We start from the raw sequence: 15718 nt of genomic DNA, 5'->3' as shown, positions 1-15718 counted from the left end.
AAAGGATGCCGGGAATAAGAAAAGCCTACCGGAAAGTGTGTCCCATAAACCGGACTTTCCCAAAGAATACCACCGGGACGGCAAAAAAACAAGGCGGAGCCGCTGAAAAAAGCGGCTCCGCCTGTTTCCTTATGACCAGCTTTCCCACGCCTGGGGGCAGTAGCCCACGGTGGCCTGCTTCCCGTTGCGCACGATGGGGGTGCGGAGGAGGGTGGGGTCCTCAAAGAGCTTGTCCAGCTTGGCCTCGTTGGAGGCCAGGTAGCTCAGCAGCACCGCGTCCGGATGGCCCGGGTCCACCATAGCCTCCAGCCCCACGGCGTTCTTCACGCTGGCCAGCTCCCCGCGGCTCATGCCGTACTTGCGCACGTCCACGCTCTGGAACTTCACCCGCCGCTCCTTGAACCAACGCTCCGCCTTCTTGGTGTCGAAGCACTTGCTCTTGCCGAAAATCTGAATGTTCATGTCTGGTCCTCCACAAAGGTAAACCGGGGCCCGGCGTAGCCGTCCCGCTCCACCCACTCATTCCACATGGCGGCGGGGCGCACCCACAGCCCCCGCTCCCCATAGAGCGCCCGGTATACCACCATGGGCTCCTGGGTCTCCGAGTGGGAGGCCACCCCCAGCACCTCGTATTCGCCGCCTTTAAAATGGCGGTACCGGCCGGGCCGGATGTCCATATGCGCCGCCTCCTGTCCTGATTTCTGGGGAAAAGTATAGCATACTTGCGCCCGGAGAACAAGCGGGGATGAAAGGCGGGCGGGACGGGAATACTAGGGGGCAATGAAGAAAGGATGGTGGGATGTGATGAAGGCGGTGATTCTGGCGGGGGGCGCGGGGGTGCGCCTGCGCCCCATGTCTCTGGGTACGCCAAAGCCCATGCTGCCCCTGCTGGGGCGGCCGGTCATGGAGCACACCATTGCCCTGCTCCGGCGCCACGGGTTTACCCAGCTGTATGTGGCCCTGGGCAGCCGGGACCGGGAAATCCGGGCCTTTTTCGGGGATGGGGCACGGCTGGGGGTGGAGCTTACCTACGTGGAGGAGGAACCCTTGGGCACCGCGGGCAGCGTCCGGCACTGCCTGCCCCATCTGGGGGAGGAGGACTTCCTGGTGATGGGAGGAGGCTGTGTGTGCGATCTGAACCTCAAGCGGGCGGTGGAGGTCCACCGTCAGATGGCCCCGGCGGCCACCCTGGTGCTCAGCCGCCGCCCCGACCCGCCGGAGTACGGCCTGGTGGTGGCCGACGGGGCGGGGCAGGTGCAGGGCTTTGTGGACAAGCCCGACTGGAGCCAGGTAGGCACCAGCCTGGTCAGCACCGGCATCTGCATTCTCTCCCCCAGGGCCCTGGAGGCGTTGCCTCAGGTGGAGTGCCCCGATCTGAACCGGGACCTGTTTCCGGAGCTGCTGCGCCGGGGGGAGAAGCTCCACAGCGTCCCGCTGGAGGGCTGCTGGCGGGATCTGCGGGACTGCGGCGCCTATCTGGAGTGTGTGTGCGATGCGCTGAGCGGAAGGCTGAAGGTGGAGCTTGGCCTCCAACAGCGCGCCCCGGGCATCTGGAGCGCCAAGCCCATTCCACGCTCCGTGAAGGTAGTGCCCCCCTGCTTCGTTGGGGAGGACGTGGAGCTGGGAGAGGGCTGCCTGCTGGGCCCCCACACCGTGCTGGAGCGGGGTGCCCGGGTGGGAGAGCGGGCCATAGTCCAGCGGTCGGTGCTGCTGCCCCGGGCGGCCGTGGGGGCGCGGTCCACTCTGTACGGGGCCATTTTGTGCCGGGACGCGGCGGTGCGCCGGGGCGCGGTGCTCAACGAGGGCGCGGTGCTGGGCGAAAACGCCCTGGCGGAAGAGGAGTCGGTGCTGCTGGAGCGGGTGTGCCTGTGGCCGGGGCAGAGCGCCTCCGCCGGCTGCCGGCTTACCAAGTCGGTGACCAGCGGCAGCCAGAAAGGCACCCTGCGCTTTGGTGAGGAGGGGGTCATCCAGGGCGTGCTGGGGGAGGATCTGGGCCCGGAAAGTCTGGTGGCCCTGGGCAGCGCCCTGGGGGCAGCGGGAGCCGTGGGGCTGGGGTGCAGTGACCGGCCCGGGGCCCGTATGCTGGCCCGGGCGGCGGTGGCGGGAGTGGCCGCCGCCGGAGGACGTCCCCTGACCCACGGTCTGGAGTGCCCGGTCCAGGGTGCCTGGCTGGCCCGGGAGCGGGAGCTGCCCGTCTCCCTCTTTGTGGAGGAGACGGACGGCGGGCAGGTTTACCTCCACCTCTTTGACCAACTGGGCTTGCCCCTGGAGCGGGAACGGCAGCGGCAGCTGGAGCACACCCTGGCCCGGGGAGACTTTTTCAGGGTCCGGGGAGACCGGGTGGGCCGGCTGGAGCGGCTGGAGATCACCCCGGAGCAGGTGGGAGAGGCGGTGGCCGCCAAGGCCGCCCTGGGCCGCGCTCCTCTGCGGCGAGTGCGGGCGGCGGTAGGGACGGACACGGCGGAAAACCGGGCGGTGCGGGAGGCGCTGCTGGCCCTGGGCTGCCATGTGGAAGATCGGTGGCAGCCCGGTATCCCCGCCTTTTATGCCGGCCACGGGGGCTTTCGCCTCACCGCACGGGATGAGCGGGGCGCCCTGCTGGACTCCGGGCAGCTGCTCACCCTGGCGGTGCTCATTGAGATGGAAAACGGCCTTGGCCGGGCGGCGGTGCCCCAGCAGGCCACCGCCGCAGTGGAGCTGGTGGCCGCCGGGTACAGCGGCACCATCCTCCGCCTGGGCCGGGACGGGGAGGAGGCCCGCCGCCTCCACGGGGAGCAGCCCTGGATGTGGTCAGCCCCCAGTGCAGCGGCCCGGATTTGCGCCCGCATGGGGACGGCGGGGCAGAGCCTGGAGACCCTCATCTCCAAGACGCCCCGGTTCTCCGCCTGGAAGCGGGAGGTGCCCCTGTCCGCCAACCGGGGAGCGGTGATGGAGGCCCTGGCCCGGGAGCGTGGCTGTACGCCCCAGGGGGACGGCCTGCGGCTGCGGTCGGGGGAGGGATGGGTGTACCTGGCCCCTCTGGCCCGGCGGGCGGCCCTGCGGGTGGTGGCGGAGGGTCCCGACCTGGAGCTGGCCGCGGAGCTGTGTGATTTTTATGCCCACCGAACCGCCGCACTGGACCGTCAAATCGCCCGGCGTGATGCCCAAGGGGCGGAAAAAAGCGACAAATAGATTCTCTACAAACGCATAGTGTACTTTTTTGAAAAATGTGCTATACTGTACCTGCTATATTCTGGATTTATACGCGGCAGCCGGCGGTTCCCGCCCACCGCGTCTAAATAAATTCCGCGCATCCCAGCCGTAATTGCACACAGACGGGGCCGGACCGCGGGCACAACCAAAGGACAGAATCCCAAGACGAAGGGACAGCGCGCTTCAACCGGCGAGGCAGGGCCGATTGAACGCCGTCCTTCCGTCTTGCCGCTGTGCCAGGAGCACGGCCGGCTTTTTGTGGCCATTCTGTCCCATACATCACCCATTTTTGAGGAATAAGGAGTATTTATGGCAGAAAAATTGAAAATCATTTCCCTGGGCGGCCTGAATGAGATCGGCAAGAACATGACCGTCTACGAGTACGGCGGAGATATCATTGTGGTGGACTGCGGCATGGGCTTCCCCGATGACGACATGTACGGCATCGACGTGGTCATTCCCGACGTGAGCTATCTCATCAAGAACCAGAGCAAGATCCGGGGTATCTTCATCACCCACGGCCACGAGGACCACATCGGCGCGCTGCCCTATGTGCTGCGCTCCGTCACCGCTCCCATCTACGCCACCCGCATGAGCGCGGGGCTCATCAAGCTGAAGCTGGAGGAGCACCGGCTGCTGGACCGCACCAAGCTCATCACCTGCGAGCCGGGCAGCGTGGTCAAGGCGGGCAAGTTCAGCGTGGAGTTCATCCACGTCAACCACTCCATCGCCGACGCGGTGGCCTTCGCCATCAAGTGCCCGGTGGGCACCTGCGTCCACACCGGCGACTTCAAGATTGATACTACCCCCATCCAGGGCGGCATGATCGACCTGGCCCGTCTGGGCCAGCTGGGCAACGAAGGGGTGCTGGCCCTGCTGGCGGACTCCACCAACGTGGAGCGCCCGGGCTACACCCGGAGCGAGAGCAGCGTGGGCGCCTCCTTTGACGCTCTGTTCCGGGGCTGTGAGGAGCGGATCATCGTCACCACCTTCGCCTCCAATGTAGACCGCATTCAGCAGATCATCGACGTGGCCGCCCGCTATGGGCGGAAGGTGGCGGTGACCGGCCGGTCCATGGAGAATATTATGAAGGTGTCCACCGAGCTGGGCTATATGAACATTCCTGACGGAGTGCTCATGGACCTGAACCACATCAAGTCCCTGCCCAAGAACAAGGTGTGTATCATCACCACCGGCAGCCAGGGCGAGACCATGTCCGCTCTGACTCGCATGGCCTTCAACACCCACCGCCAGGTGGATATTCTGCCCGGTGACCGGGTCATTATCTCGGCCAGCGCCATTCCCGGCAACGAGAACGCCATCGGCAACGTGATTAACGAGCTCTACCGCAAGGGGGCCGAGGTGCTCAACGAGCGGGAGCGTGCCCTGCACGTGTCGGGCCACGCCTGCCAGGAGGAGCTGAAGATTGTCCACGCCCTGGTGAAGCCCAAGTATTTTATCCCTGTTCACGGCGAGCAGCGCATGCTGCAGATCCACTCCAAGCTGGCCCAGCAGATGGGCATGGATCCCCGGAATGTCCTCATTGCGGACATCGGCCAGGTGATGGAGCTGACCCAGAAGTCGGCCAAAATCACCGGCACCGTCACCGCCGGTCAGGTATTTGTGGACGGCTACGGCGTGGGCGACGTGGGCAGCGTGGTGCTGCGGGACCGGCGGCATCTGGCGCAGGACGGCATGATTGTGGTGGTGCTGTCCATGTCGGGCGAGGACGGCGCTCTGGTGTCCGGGCCGGACATCATCACCCGCGGCTTTGTGTATGTGAAGGAGTCGGAGGGGCTTATGGAGGAACTGCGCCAGGTGGCCCTGGAGGCTCTGGAGAGTGTAGACACCCGGTACGCCAAGGATTGGTCCGCCATCAAGGGCGTGATCAAGGGCGACCTGTCCAACTACCTTTATAAAAAGACCAAGCGTTCTCCCATGATTCTGCCGGTTATCATGGAGGTCTGAGCGGAGTACGCTTAGCATACGGCATACGGACGCCTTCCTTATATTTATATAAGGAGGGCGTCCCGCTTTCTTGAAAGAAAGCTTGGCAAAGAACTTTGTGCGAAGCTTCGCTTCGCCTCTGCGCCCGACTGGGGATACGTTAAGGGATGGGAGCCATATTTGCCCGCATGTTGATCCTGTTTCGTAGGGGCGGATATCATCCGCCCGTTTTGCCTGGCCACAAAAAGACACGTGTGGATTTCGCCTGCGGGCGAGTTCCTTTTGTAGCGGTACAAAAGGAACCAAAAGACCGCCGGGGGCGGCTCACGGGCATTTAACAATGCCCTATCCCGCCTCCCCCCGGACCCCTTGTTTTTTCTACGGGGGAGCCACCAAGGGGCTTTGTACCTCCATTCGGCGCGGGCAAAGGACAGGACACCGTTCCTCGCGCCGCCCGCTGCCGCTCCGTATTGATTGAACAGGCTTAAACTCCTACAAGAGCTGTCGCGCCTGGCGTTCCGCCCTCGCGCGGCGATTCGGTAGTTGCTCCGCCTCCGTGGCTGGTGCCGGATGGGCAAGACTGCCGTGAACACGCACCTGCTCCAGGTCCGCACCCTCTGGCGGTTTCGTCGACCGCGGGTCTATTCCGGCGCAGAAGTTTTCAGGTTACTGCCATCCCCCGGGGGGTACATCCAATAGGGGGCCGACTCCCCCTGTCAGGGGGAGATGTCGAGCGAAGCAAGACAGAGGGGGTAGGGACCCGAAGCCCCCCCTGATTGGTCGTTTTAAGGAGAGGGGATTTCAAAGGGGAGAGGGAAATCGAAATCCCTCTCCCCTTTGACGGTTCTTTGGTGACTTTCTGTCCGTACAGAAAGTTACTCGCCCCGAAGGGCGAAACCATCCCATCCCGCCCGCAGGCACATAATTTGAACGGGCGGATGATATCCGCCCCTGCGAAGGGCCCTGGCAGGGGGCCATAGCCGCTTGCCTCCTGCGTGACCCGCACCGCAGCCTCAGACCCGGTGGAAGGCTGCGCCGCTGCTCTGGTGCTCTTTCCACACCGGAGCCTGATTTGAAGAAAGTTGCACACAGAGATGCCACAGACTGTGGAAAAAATATTTTAAGTGAAAACACAAAAAAGTGTCGCGGAATAGTGCCGTGAATGTGACCAAAAGCCTGTCCGTGCTCCGGGGACACCGGGAAAAAGCAGGTAAAAAAGTGATGAAATTCCTCCAAAATGGCCTATTCACCCCAATATTACGGTTTTGTTACACTTCGGTCCAAGCCGTTGACTTTGGGGGAGGGGTCTGGTATGATACGTACAGAGGCAAGGGGAGTTATACCGGCCTAAACGCCTTAAAAAGTTCCCAAAACCTCTAAAAATCGGGAAATTTCCCGAAAAACGGTTCAAAAAGTAGAAATACCAGAGAACCAAAAATTATAAGGAGGAATTCCAATGAGAAACCTGAAGCGGGCTCTCAGCCTGGCTCTGGCTTCTGTCATGCTCCTGGGCATGATGGTTGTCGGAACCGGCGCGAGCTATGCCGACGTGACTTCCGAGGACAACAAGGAAGCCATTGAGGTCATCCAGGCCATTGGCGTCATGGTTGGTGACACCAATGGCAACTTCAACCCCGACCAGAAGGTTACCCGCGGCGAGATGGCTGTTGTTATGGCCAACCTGCTGAACCTGAAGGTTGAGGACTTTGTGGGGGCTTCCATCCCCTTCACCGACGTACCCGACTGGGCCAAGGCCTATGTTGCCGCCTGCTATGCTGACGGCATCACCGCCGGCATCAGCGCCACTGAGTTCGGCTTCAACTATGAGGTCACCACTGCTCAGGCCGCTCTGATGATGATGAAGGCTCTGGGTTACTTCCAGTTTGCTCCTGACTTTGGTCAGGACTGGCAGGTTTCCACCGTGAAGCAGGGCTCCAAGATTCAGTTGTTCGACGGCATCTCTGCCGGTGCTTCTTCTGCTCTGACCCGCAACGAGGTCGCCCAGATGGCTCTGAATTCTCTGGAGGCTTCTGTGGTGGATTACAGCGGCAGCCAGGGCACCAACATTACCATGCCCGATGGCACTTCTATCGTCACTGGCTACACCATCCAGTATAATCCCATTACTATTACTGGTGAGGGTGCTGCCAACTATGCCGGTGCCGGCGCTACCGACGGTACCGTTGGTACTCAGCAGCTGTGCGAGAAGCTGTACGGCACCGACCTGAAGAAGAACAACGGCGCTACTGAGGATGCTTTCGGCCGTCCCGGCTATACCTGGACCTATGAGGGCAAGGATGCTACCTTTGCTGTAAAGACTCCCGTCCTGACCTACACTGGTGCTGTTAAGGCTGACAATGTCGCAAAGGACCTGGCCAGCTACTATGTCTATGTGGATGCCAATGGTAATGGCACTGCTGAAGCTGGCGATGACTGGCAGAAGGTTAACAACACTACCACCTACAGCACCAGCGCTGATATTAATAACTATGCCAGTGCCACAATCGGTAATCTGGTTTACAACAACAAGAATGCTGGCGCTGAGATCGACTTTACTGCTACTAACGATACCATTGCCAAAGCTCTGGCTGCTCTGACTGCCAACGGCAAGGTTGTTGAGGTGTATGCGGATGACAACAACCACATCTATGAGATTGTTACCATCACCTACACCGTTGGTGAGGTTACCAATGTTGTGACCGCCAAGGATCGTACCACTTACACTGTGACTCCCATCACCGGCTCTGCCGTTACTGGCATCGACTATGTGGATGACAGCAGCGACGACACTATCGTGATGGCCAGCAAGCTTGCTAAGGGCGATATCGTGACCTATGTCCAGCCCACCGGCAGCGATCTGTATGTCTATCCCACCACTTCTGTGACCGGTACTCAGACCGCTAAGACCACTGATGGCGAGATCACCATTTCCGGCACTAAGTACAAGGTTGGTACTGGTGTTGACACCCAGACCGGCACCACTCAGGTTGCCCTCACTTCCTTCAACAACAGCAGCAAGGAAGCCGTGTATTACATTGACCAGTACGGCTACGTGGTGAACACCACCTCCACCGCCGCCTCTACCGATTATGCCTACATTGTGGACACCAACGGCAAGCTGACCACCACCATTGACGGCACCACTCCCTCTGTTGAGGCCCGTGTGGTCCTGGCTGACGGCTCCGTGGCTGTTTATAATGTTGCAATTGCTAAGGTCAAGGCTGGCGATGGCGTGATTGGAACCGATGCTGACAATAGTCCTGCTGGTGCCAGTGCTACTAGCCATAGTGGCGGTGCCGATGCCGACTGGAATTCTATCACCAGCAAGGTGAAGTTCAATGCTGGTGACTACTACATCAAGGGCACTAAGATCATGGTCTATGATGCCCCCAGAACTGGAAGTACTGTGTCTAACACTGATACCACTGTCAAGACCGCTGCTGGTACTCTGGCCTCCGTCTACGGCTACACCCTGGAGGACAACACCATTACCCTGGAGGGTCTGGCTGCTGCTTCCAGCAGCATGACCGTTGACAGCGTGTACCTGGATGCTGATGTGGATAATCTGGCTGACGAAGTGACCAGTGTCACTGGCAGCAACTCTGATACTGTCATCGTCGACAAGAACTCCAAGTATGTCATTTACAACAGCGATGACAAGACTGCCACTGTTTACACCGGCAACAGCGGCCTGCCCAACACTGTGACTGCTGGCACTATTGACAATGCTTGCGTTGTGATGACCGCTACTGGCAGTGGCGCTACCACTGCTACTGGTACCGCCTCTGTGATTTATGTCACTATCGCCTCTGCACTGACTGCTGAGACCTCTAACTATGCTTATGTGGATCACACCAAGTACACCGTTAACGGTACTGGCAGCGATGCCCGCTACAGCTATGAGGCGGTTCTGGCCGATGGTTCCACCATCACCCTGACCACCAGCAACAGCACCGCTCTGGCCGCTTCTGGTCTGTACAAGTACAGCTCCGAGAAGATCGTGACCAACAGCACCGACCTGCTGTGTGGTACCACCAACACCACCTTGACCAACGTGTACTATGTGTACGACGCTACCCTGACCGTGTCCGGTTCTATGGTTCAGGCTGGCACCGTCTATTACAACATGACTGACAAGACTCAGGTTGTTTACATTGACAGCGACCTGCTCGAAGTCAATGGCAACGGTGGTTATGTGGTTCTCGAGTCCAAGGACGGCGCTGCTACCTCCAATGTGGCCGCTATCTTTGTGACCGTCGACTAATGAACCCGCACTGAGAATTCCCAGCAAATAAAGCAAAAGGGACAGCCTGTATAGGCTGTCCCTTTGCTCTTACCGCATGGCAAAATAATGCTGTTCCGAATCCAGTGCATTGTGTTGAATGCCTTGTACCTTAAATCCTCCATCGACAATTTCCATAGTTCCCGTGGCACTGTTCCCATCGCCCCCGTTAAAGCTGTGACGGTACTTGTCAAAGGCAAGCGATAATATAGCAAAAGAAGCATTGCCAACGCTGTAATATCCGGACAGCATCACAAAGCGAGGGGTAAAAGGTAGCTGAATGGTTCGCTCTTCGACACCATCCCCTACATATGAACCGATAAGAATGTGCTCCTCACTTAATGCCCCCAATATTTCATCCAGTCTCACATTATCCCGATTAAACTCCTCACGCAGTACAGCGTCCTCTGCTGCCCACTGATTGAGTCCATAATTGCTGGTCTGGTTGCTTGCCATCTAAATTCCTCCTTCTTTGTGTAAACCGTTATGATAAGGGATTTACGTCCTCCCATCAAAACGGAAGGACACGAGGGCTAATTCCTCTCATCTCTGGTGGGATGGGATGCAAAATAGCATGTAAAAATACATTTTCTGGAAATTAAGGTGCACTATAGCTATTTTGAACTATGTAAATGCAGGGGCGGGCATGATATCATGCCCGCCCCTGTTTTAGATTTATACCGCACATCACCTGCACCCCAAATTTGTCTTGAACTTGCGTGCAGGAATTGCTTTCCGGCGCAGCCAACCACCATGTCTACCAAATGTCTACCAAAAAAGGCGCGGAGCCCTTGTGTTTCAAGGGCTCCGCGTTTTTCCATTTTCTGGGTGTCTACCAAATGTCTACCAAGGTAATTTTTTTACTAGAAAACAGCCTGTTTTTTTAATTTTAGTTCAATTTTACACACGTTTTTTGCGATGAAAGGGGCGTTATACTGGTCTAAAAAGCCAGAAAAGTTCCCTGAAACCCGAATTCTGGGTCTGGAAGCCCGGAAAACGGTCCAAAAAGTTACATACTGGAGGACCAAATATTAAAAGGAGGAATTCCAATGAGAAACCTGAAGCGGGCTCTCAGCCTGGCTCTGGCTTCTGTCATGCTCCTCGGCATGATGGTAGTCGGAACCGGTGCGAGCTATGCCGACGTGACTTCCAAGAACAATCAGGAAGCCATTGAGGTCATGCAGGCCGTTGGCGTCATGTCCGGTGACGACAAGGGCAACTTTAACCCCGACCAGAAGGTCACCCGCGGCGAGATGGCCGTGGTCATCTCCAACCTGCTGGGCTACAAGGCTACCGACTTTGCCGGTACCAAGCTGCCCTTCACTGATGTGCCCGATTGGGCTAACGGCTTTGTGGCCGCCTGCTATGCTGACGGCATTACTGCCGGCATCAGTGCCACTGAGTATGGCTTCAACTATGAGGTCACCACTGCCCAGGCTGCTCTGATGATGATGAAGGCTCTGGGTTACTTCCAGTACGCCAGCGACTTTGGCTCTGACTGGCAGGTTGCCACCGTGAAGCAGGGCACCAAGATCAACCTGTTTGACGGCATTACCGCCAGTGCTACCACCGCTATGACCCGCAACGACGTGGCTCAGATCGCTCTGAACACCCTGAAGGCCGACGTTGTGGAGGCCGAGGGCAACGATGGTATTTCCATCGGTGACGTGACTATCGGTAGCTCCATCAAGTATGTGCCTCTGCAGGTTACCTGTGCTGACGGCGGCTATGCCGATGTCATTGGTGCTGACTTCAATGCTGGCAAGTGCACTGTTCAGCTGGGCGAGCAGCTGTATAAGGGTGATCTGGTGCTGACCACTGGCCAGGCCGCAGATTTTGGTTTTACTGGAAACAAGTGGGAGTATGGCACTGGCTCTGACAAGGAGATCGGCACTTACTCCACTGCCAAGGTGGTTGCTTCTTACACCAATGCTTCCGAGGTTACCTTTGGTGATCTGTACAAGCTGGGTGAGTGGACTAGCGCTGCCATCACCATTCAGGAGAACGGCAATGCTGCTTCCGGTAAAGTGAAGTTTGACACCAGCGATGGCAACTCCTCCAGCCTTACCTGGAAGGGTAGCACCACCAAGGTTGGCGCGTTTGCCAACTATGACGGTGCTATTGTGAACATCGTTGACCAGAACGATGATGGCACCATTGATGCTGTTCTGGTTCAGTATGGTCTGCTGGCCAAGGTTGATAAGGTAACCGCTGCTACCGCTTCTGCCGATCGCAAGATCGACCTGACCGTTTACTCCAAGACCAGCAACGCTGACATTAACGGCTATGCCTGCAAGGATTTTGCTGAAGATGACTATGTCATTGTCTATCTCAACAAGACCACTGCTACCGCTAATGCTGCCGCTGCTGCCGATGTAATCAAGGTTGAGGCTGCTCAGTCTGTTACCGGCAAGGTTACCGCTTATACCGGCTCCGATGCTACTGCTAGTAATGTTACTTCTCTGAGCATTGCCGGCACCAAGTACTCTACTGCTGACGGCACCGAGCTGATGCTGAAGTACTCTACTCCCTCCGTGAACAACACCGAGTATGTTGCTTACCTGCTGAATGGATACATCATCGGCCTGGAGGGTAAGGCTGCTACTGCTGACGTGAACGATGTTGTGTACGCTGTCAGCAACGATTATCAGAGTGTGAACGCTGCTGGCGAGCAGATCAGCTATGTCAAGGTTGTCTACATGGATGGCACTTACAAGATCCTGTCCTCCAAGGCCTCTCTTACCGCTTCTGAGGATAACTTCTATGTTGTTGACACTAACTCCGATGGCGATCTGATCCTGAAGGCTGTCGGCGCTGGTAAGCTGGGCAGCAACTGGAGCAGCGTCGGCACCTCCGGCGTGACCGTTGGTGTTGATAAGCTGAAAGCCCAGGTTGCTTTTAAGGCTGACACTAAGATCATCACTCTGGCCAATGGCAGCACCGATACCAAGGCCTATGTGGATGCCAACACCACCTACATCTTCGAGAACGGCGATAAGACCACTGCTGTGTCCGGCGGCATCACCAAGACCATCGCCGCCAACACCGCCGCTCTGGTAGTGAAGGACTCCAACGGCGATCCCTATGTGTCCGTGGTTCTGGTTAAGAACAGCACTTACAGCGCCACTGTTGCTTCCGACATCATCTATGTTGCCTCTGCGGCTGTGACTGGCGGCGGCCACGACGGTAATAACCAGTTCTACACCTACGAGGCCTACAATCTGCAGGGTGAGAAGATCTCCTTCAACTCCAAGAGCAGCAGCCTGTCCTCTTTTGCCAACAAGTTCTGCTCCTTCGAGAAGGACGCTGATGGCTACTACACCCTGACCGCTCTGGGCAACAGCGATTACGCCTACTACTATGATTACACCAGCAACACTCAGGCTATCACCTTCAGCAAGCTGGGCACTGCCCTGACTGTGAATGTGAACAGTGGTTCTCAGGCGGCGTTTGCTGCTGACGCTGAGGCTGCCAATGCCGTGTTCGTAAACACCATTAGCGGCACTGGCGACGATGTGGATACCCTGGAGGAGCTGGTTGCCGTGACCGGCTTCGAGGGCGCTATCCTGCTGGATAAGGACAACAACGTCCGCATGATCGTCGTCACCGACACCGACAAGACCTCTGCCTAACCAGTTACTGGTTACCCGAAACTTAATCACAAAGCAGGCCCCGGGAAAATTCCCGGGGCCTGCTTTTACACTTATCCGATAATGCAGTAATAATATGTCTGGTTGAGCTGGTTCAACTGATACATGGCACTGTCTTTTGAGTACCAGGAGAGCGTTGTGCCATTCCAAGTTAGTTCCACGTTGTTCGTGTTGACATCGTTGTCATTGGCGCCGGTGGTGTAGCCGTAAAACCAGCCCACCACATTTTTCCGGCTGCCGATGACCTGATAATTGGAAATCAGCACCAGCTTTGGTACGAAGGGGAATGTTATCACATTTGGATTGTCCGTGCCATAAACACCGGTCCCTGTGTACTGGCCAAAAGCTATTTTAGGAATTGCTGTTTCTATATTCCTTAATATCATATCAATTTTGGCATTGTCCTGATTAAACGCCTCCCGCAGTACCGTGTCTTCGGCGGCCCACTGATTCAGTCCGTAATTGGTTGTCTGGCTGCTTGCCATAAACATTCCTTCTTTTTGTTTTCTGCGCCCATTCCGCACCGGTTGTGGGCAGAGCATGGGCGGGCGCACCGGACGGCTCACAGGGCCGTCCCTGGAAGGGGACCGGCTTCAAACGGCGGACGGATGCGCTTCGCCCTGCAAAGGAGCGTCGGCCGGGCTGCGTTCATACCTAGTATGTACCTGGAAACCAGGGGCGGCGCGCTCCTTTTCCTCCCTTCTCACCCCCGGATGGGATGGGTACAAAATGGTACAATATTATACATTTTCTGGAAATTTTGTATCGCTATGCCCGAATGGCACCGCAAATACAAAAACAAGGCCCGCCTCCCAAAGGAGGCGGGCCTTGCAGCGTTTTATCCGGTTGTGGTTCAGCCCTTGAGGGACTCAGCCCAGGCGGCGTACTTGGCCACCTTCTCATCGCACTCGGCCTTGCTCTGGCCGTTGGCCAGGATGTAGACCTTGACCTTGGGCTCGGTGCCGGAGGGACGGACAATGAGGCTGGTGCCGTCGGCCATCTCATAGCGCAGTACATTGGAGCCGCTGAGCTCCATGGTGGACTTGCTGCCGTCGGCCACGGTGACCACGCTGCCGTCCTGGTAGTCCTTCTGCTGGCGGACCGCCACACCGGCGATCTCCACCGGGGGCTGGGCCCGCAGGCCGGCCATCAGGTCGGCCATCTTTTTCAGGCCGTCCAGGCCGGGCATGACCAGGTTCAGGGTCTTCTCGCCGTAGTAGCCGTACTTCTCAAAGAGCTGCTGGAGGGCGTCGTACAGGGTCAGGCCCTGAGAGGCGTACCAGGCGGCCATCTCGGTGAGCTCCACGCTGGCGGAGACGGCATCCTTGTCCCGCACATAGTCACCCAGCATGTAGCCGTAAGACTCCTCGTAGGACAGAATAACCTTGCCCTGGCCGCTCTCCTCCAGCTGGTCCTTCTTCTGGGCCAGGAACTTGAAGCCGGTGAAGGTGTCATAGCACTGCAGGCCGTTGACCTCGGCCACCTTCCGGGCCATCTCGGTGGTGACGATGGTCTTGAGAGCCACCGGCTTCTCCGGCAGCTTGCCCGTGCGCTTCTTGGCCCCGATGAGGTAGTCCAGCAGCAGCACGCCCGTCTGGTTGCCGGAGATGACCACAAAGTCGTCCTCCTTGGTGCGGACCATAATGCCCACGCGGTCGGCGTCGGGGTCGGAGCCCAGAATGAAGTCAGCGCCCTCCTTCTTGGCGATATCCACCGCCAGGTAGAAGCCCTCGGGGTTCTCCGGGTTGGGGGAGACCACGGTGGGGAAGTTGCCGTCAATGACCATCTGCTCGGGAACGCAGATGACGTGCTTCATGCCCAGGCGCTTGAGGGCCTCGGGGATGAGCTTGTAGCCGGTGCCGTGGAAGGGGGTATACACCATCTTGAAGGTGTCGGCCACCTGCTCCACCACCGCCTTGTCGTTGACCTGCTCCATCACGTTGGCCAGGAACTTCTCGTCGGTCTCGGCACCCATGAGGACAATCTTGCCCTCAGCCACCGCCTGATCGTAGTCCATGGTCTTGACACAGGCGAACACGTCCAGCTCCTTCATCTTCTTGGCTACCTCGTCGGCGTGCTTGGGGGGCAGCTGAGCGCCGTCCTCCCAGTACACCTTGTAGCCGTTATACTCCTTGGGGTTGTGGCTGGCGGTGACGTTGATGCCGGCGATGCAGCCGTACTCCCGGACCGCAAAGGACAGCTCGGGAGTGGGGCGCAGGGACTCAAAGAGACGCACGGGAATGCCGTTGGCCGCCATGACGCAGGCGGCCTCCCGGGCAAAGATGTCCGAATTGTTCCGGCAGTCGAAGCAAACCGCCACACCGCGGGCGGCGGCCAGGGGGCCCTCCTCCAGGATCACCTGGGCAAAGGCCTGGGTGGCGTGACGGATGACATGGACGTTCATCCGGTAAAGACCCACGCCCATGGTGCCGCGAAGCCCGGCAGTGCCGAAGGCCAGCTGGTCAAAAAAGCGGGACTCAATCTCCTTGTCGTCATTCTGAATGGCCTCCAGCTCGGCCTTCTCCTGGGCAGAGAGGGCGGGGCTGTTCAGCCAGGCCTGGTAAGTATCGCGATAGGACATAACAACGACCTCCTATGTTAAAATCTCCCTCGGGCCGGCGGCCCAAATACGTGGTTTTATTATAGC

General features: G+C 58.3%; 9 protein-coding genes. 4 read left to right on the top strand and 5 right to left on the bottom strand.

What is annotated here, in order from left to right:
- Positions 1-129: 129 nt before the first annotated feature.
- Both AC3YUO_RS03660 and AC3YUO_RS03655 read right to left on the bottom strand, forming a co-directional pair.
- Positions 130-462, bottom strand: a complete 333-nt coding sequence (locus tag AC3YUO_RS03660) for an arsenate reductase family protein (protein WP_489961696.1) — start codon at positions 460-462, stop codon at positions 130-132.
- Positions 459-677 carry a DUF1653 domain-containing protein gene (locus AC3YUO_RS03655; RefSeq protein WP_199648674.1) on the bottom strand — a complete coding sequence of 73 codons (219 nt, stop codon included), beginning with the start codon at positions 675-677 and terminating at the stop codon, positions 459-461. Before AC3YUO_RS03655 ends, AC3YUO_RS03660 begins: the two co-directional genes overlap by 4 nt.
- Positions 678-780: 103 nt before the next feature.
- Between AC3YUO_RS03655 and AC3YUO_RS03650 the strand changes: the two genes are divergently transcribed.
- The 3 genes from AC3YUO_RS03650 to AC3YUO_RS03640 all read left to right on the top strand — a co-directional run bounded on the left by AC3YUO_RS03650 (position 781) and on the right by AC3YUO_RS03640 (position 9403).
- Positions 781-3171, top strand: coding sequence for a sugar phosphate nucleotidyltransferase (locus tag AC3YUO_RS03650; protein WP_489961695.1), 2391 nt, complete (start codon positions 781-783; stop codon positions 3169-3171).
- Positions 3172-3501: 330 nt separating this feature from the next.
- On the top strand, positions 3502-5160 hold the full coding sequence (locus AC3YUO_RS03645; RefSeq protein ID WP_489961694.1) for a ribonuclease J: 1659 nt from the start codon (positions 3502-3504) through the stop codon (positions 5158-5160).
- 1435 nt (positions 5161-6595) lie between these two features.
- Positions 6596-9403, top strand: a complete 2808-nt coding sequence (locus AC3YUO_RS03640) for an S-layer homology domain-containing protein (protein ID WP_489961693.1) — start codon at positions 6596-6598, stop codon at positions 9401-9403.
- Between the two features lie 69 nt (positions 9404-9472).
- On the opposite strand, the gene AC3YUO_RS03635 is transcribed toward AC3YUO_RS03640, so the two are convergent.
- Positions 9473-9877 carry a hypothetical protein gene (locus AC3YUO_RS03635; RefSeq protein ID WP_489961692.1) on the bottom strand — a complete coding sequence of 135 codons (405 nt, stop codon included), beginning with the start codon at positions 9875-9877 and terminating at the stop codon, positions 9473-9475.
- Positions 9878-10470: 593 nt separating this feature from the next.
- Here AC3YUO_RS03635 and AC3YUO_RS03630 point away from each other — a divergent pair.
- The gene (locus AC3YUO_RS03630; protein WP_489961691.1) at positions 10471-13053 is read left to right on the top strand and encodes an S-layer homology domain-containing protein; all 2583 of its coding nucleotides are present in this window, start codon (positions 10471-10473) and stop codon (positions 13051-13053) included.
- 71 nt (positions 13054-13124) lie between these two features.
- Here the strand turns inward: AC3YUO_RS03630 and AC3YUO_RS03625 are convergent, their stop codons facing one another.
- Positions 13125-13556, bottom strand: coding sequence for a hypothetical protein (locus AC3YUO_RS03625; RefSeq protein ID WP_489961690.1), 432 nt, complete (start codon positions 13554-13556; stop codon positions 13125-13127).
- A 368-nt stretch (positions 13557-13924) separates the two neighbouring features.
- Positions 13925-15652 (bottom strand): phospho-sugar mutase, encoded by a 1728-nt coding sequence (locus AC3YUO_RS03620; protein ID WP_489961689.1) that lies wholly within the window; start codon positions 15650-15652, stop codon positions 13925-13927.
- Positions 15653-15718: the final 66 nt, after the last annotated feature.

It is taken from the genome of Pseudoflavonifractor sp. HNCC25GI2 (assembly GCF_058136395.1).
Note: the sequence above shows the minus strand (reverse complement) of the source record. Positions and strands in the feature narration are given on the sequence as shown.

Bases quoted from the DNA above. Each gene is read 5' to 3' on its own strand.
- AC3YUO_RS03660 (WP_489961696.1), bottom strand. From the start codon at position 462: ATGAACATTCAGATTTTCGGCAAGAGCAAGTGCTTCGACACCAAGAAG.
- AC3YUO_RS03655 (WP_199648674.1), bottom strand. From the start codon at position 677: ATGGACATCCGGCCCGGCCGGTACCGCCATTTTAAAGGCGGCGAATAC.
- AC3YUO_RS03650 (WP_489961695.1), top strand. From the start codon at position 781: ATGAAGAAAGGATGGTGGGATGTGATGAAGGCGGTGATTCTGGCGGGG.
- AC3YUO_RS03645 (WP_489961694.1), top strand. From the start codon at position 3,502: ATGGCAGAAAAATTGAAAATCATTTCCCTGGGCGGCCTGAATGAGATC.
- AC3YUO_RS03640 (WP_489961693.1), top strand. From the start codon at position 6,596: ATGAGAAACCTGAAGCGGGCTCTCAGCCTGGCTCTGGCTTCTGTCATG.
- AC3YUO_RS03635 (WP_489961692.1), bottom strand. From the start codon at position 9,877: ATGGCAAGCAACCAGACCAGCAATTATGGACTCAATCAGTGGGCAGCA.
- AC3YUO_RS03630 (WP_489961691.1), top strand. From the start codon at position 10,471: ATGAGAAACCTGAAGCGGGCTCTCAGCCTGGCTCTGGCTTCTGTCATG.
- AC3YUO_RS03625 (WP_489961690.1), bottom strand. From the start codon at position 13,556: ATGGCAAGCAGCCAGACAACCAATTACGGACTGAATCAGTGGGCCGCC.
- AC3YUO_RS03620 (WP_489961689.1), bottom strand. From the start codon at position 15,652: ATGTCCTATCGCGATACTTACCAGGCCTGGCTGAACAGCCCCGCCCTC.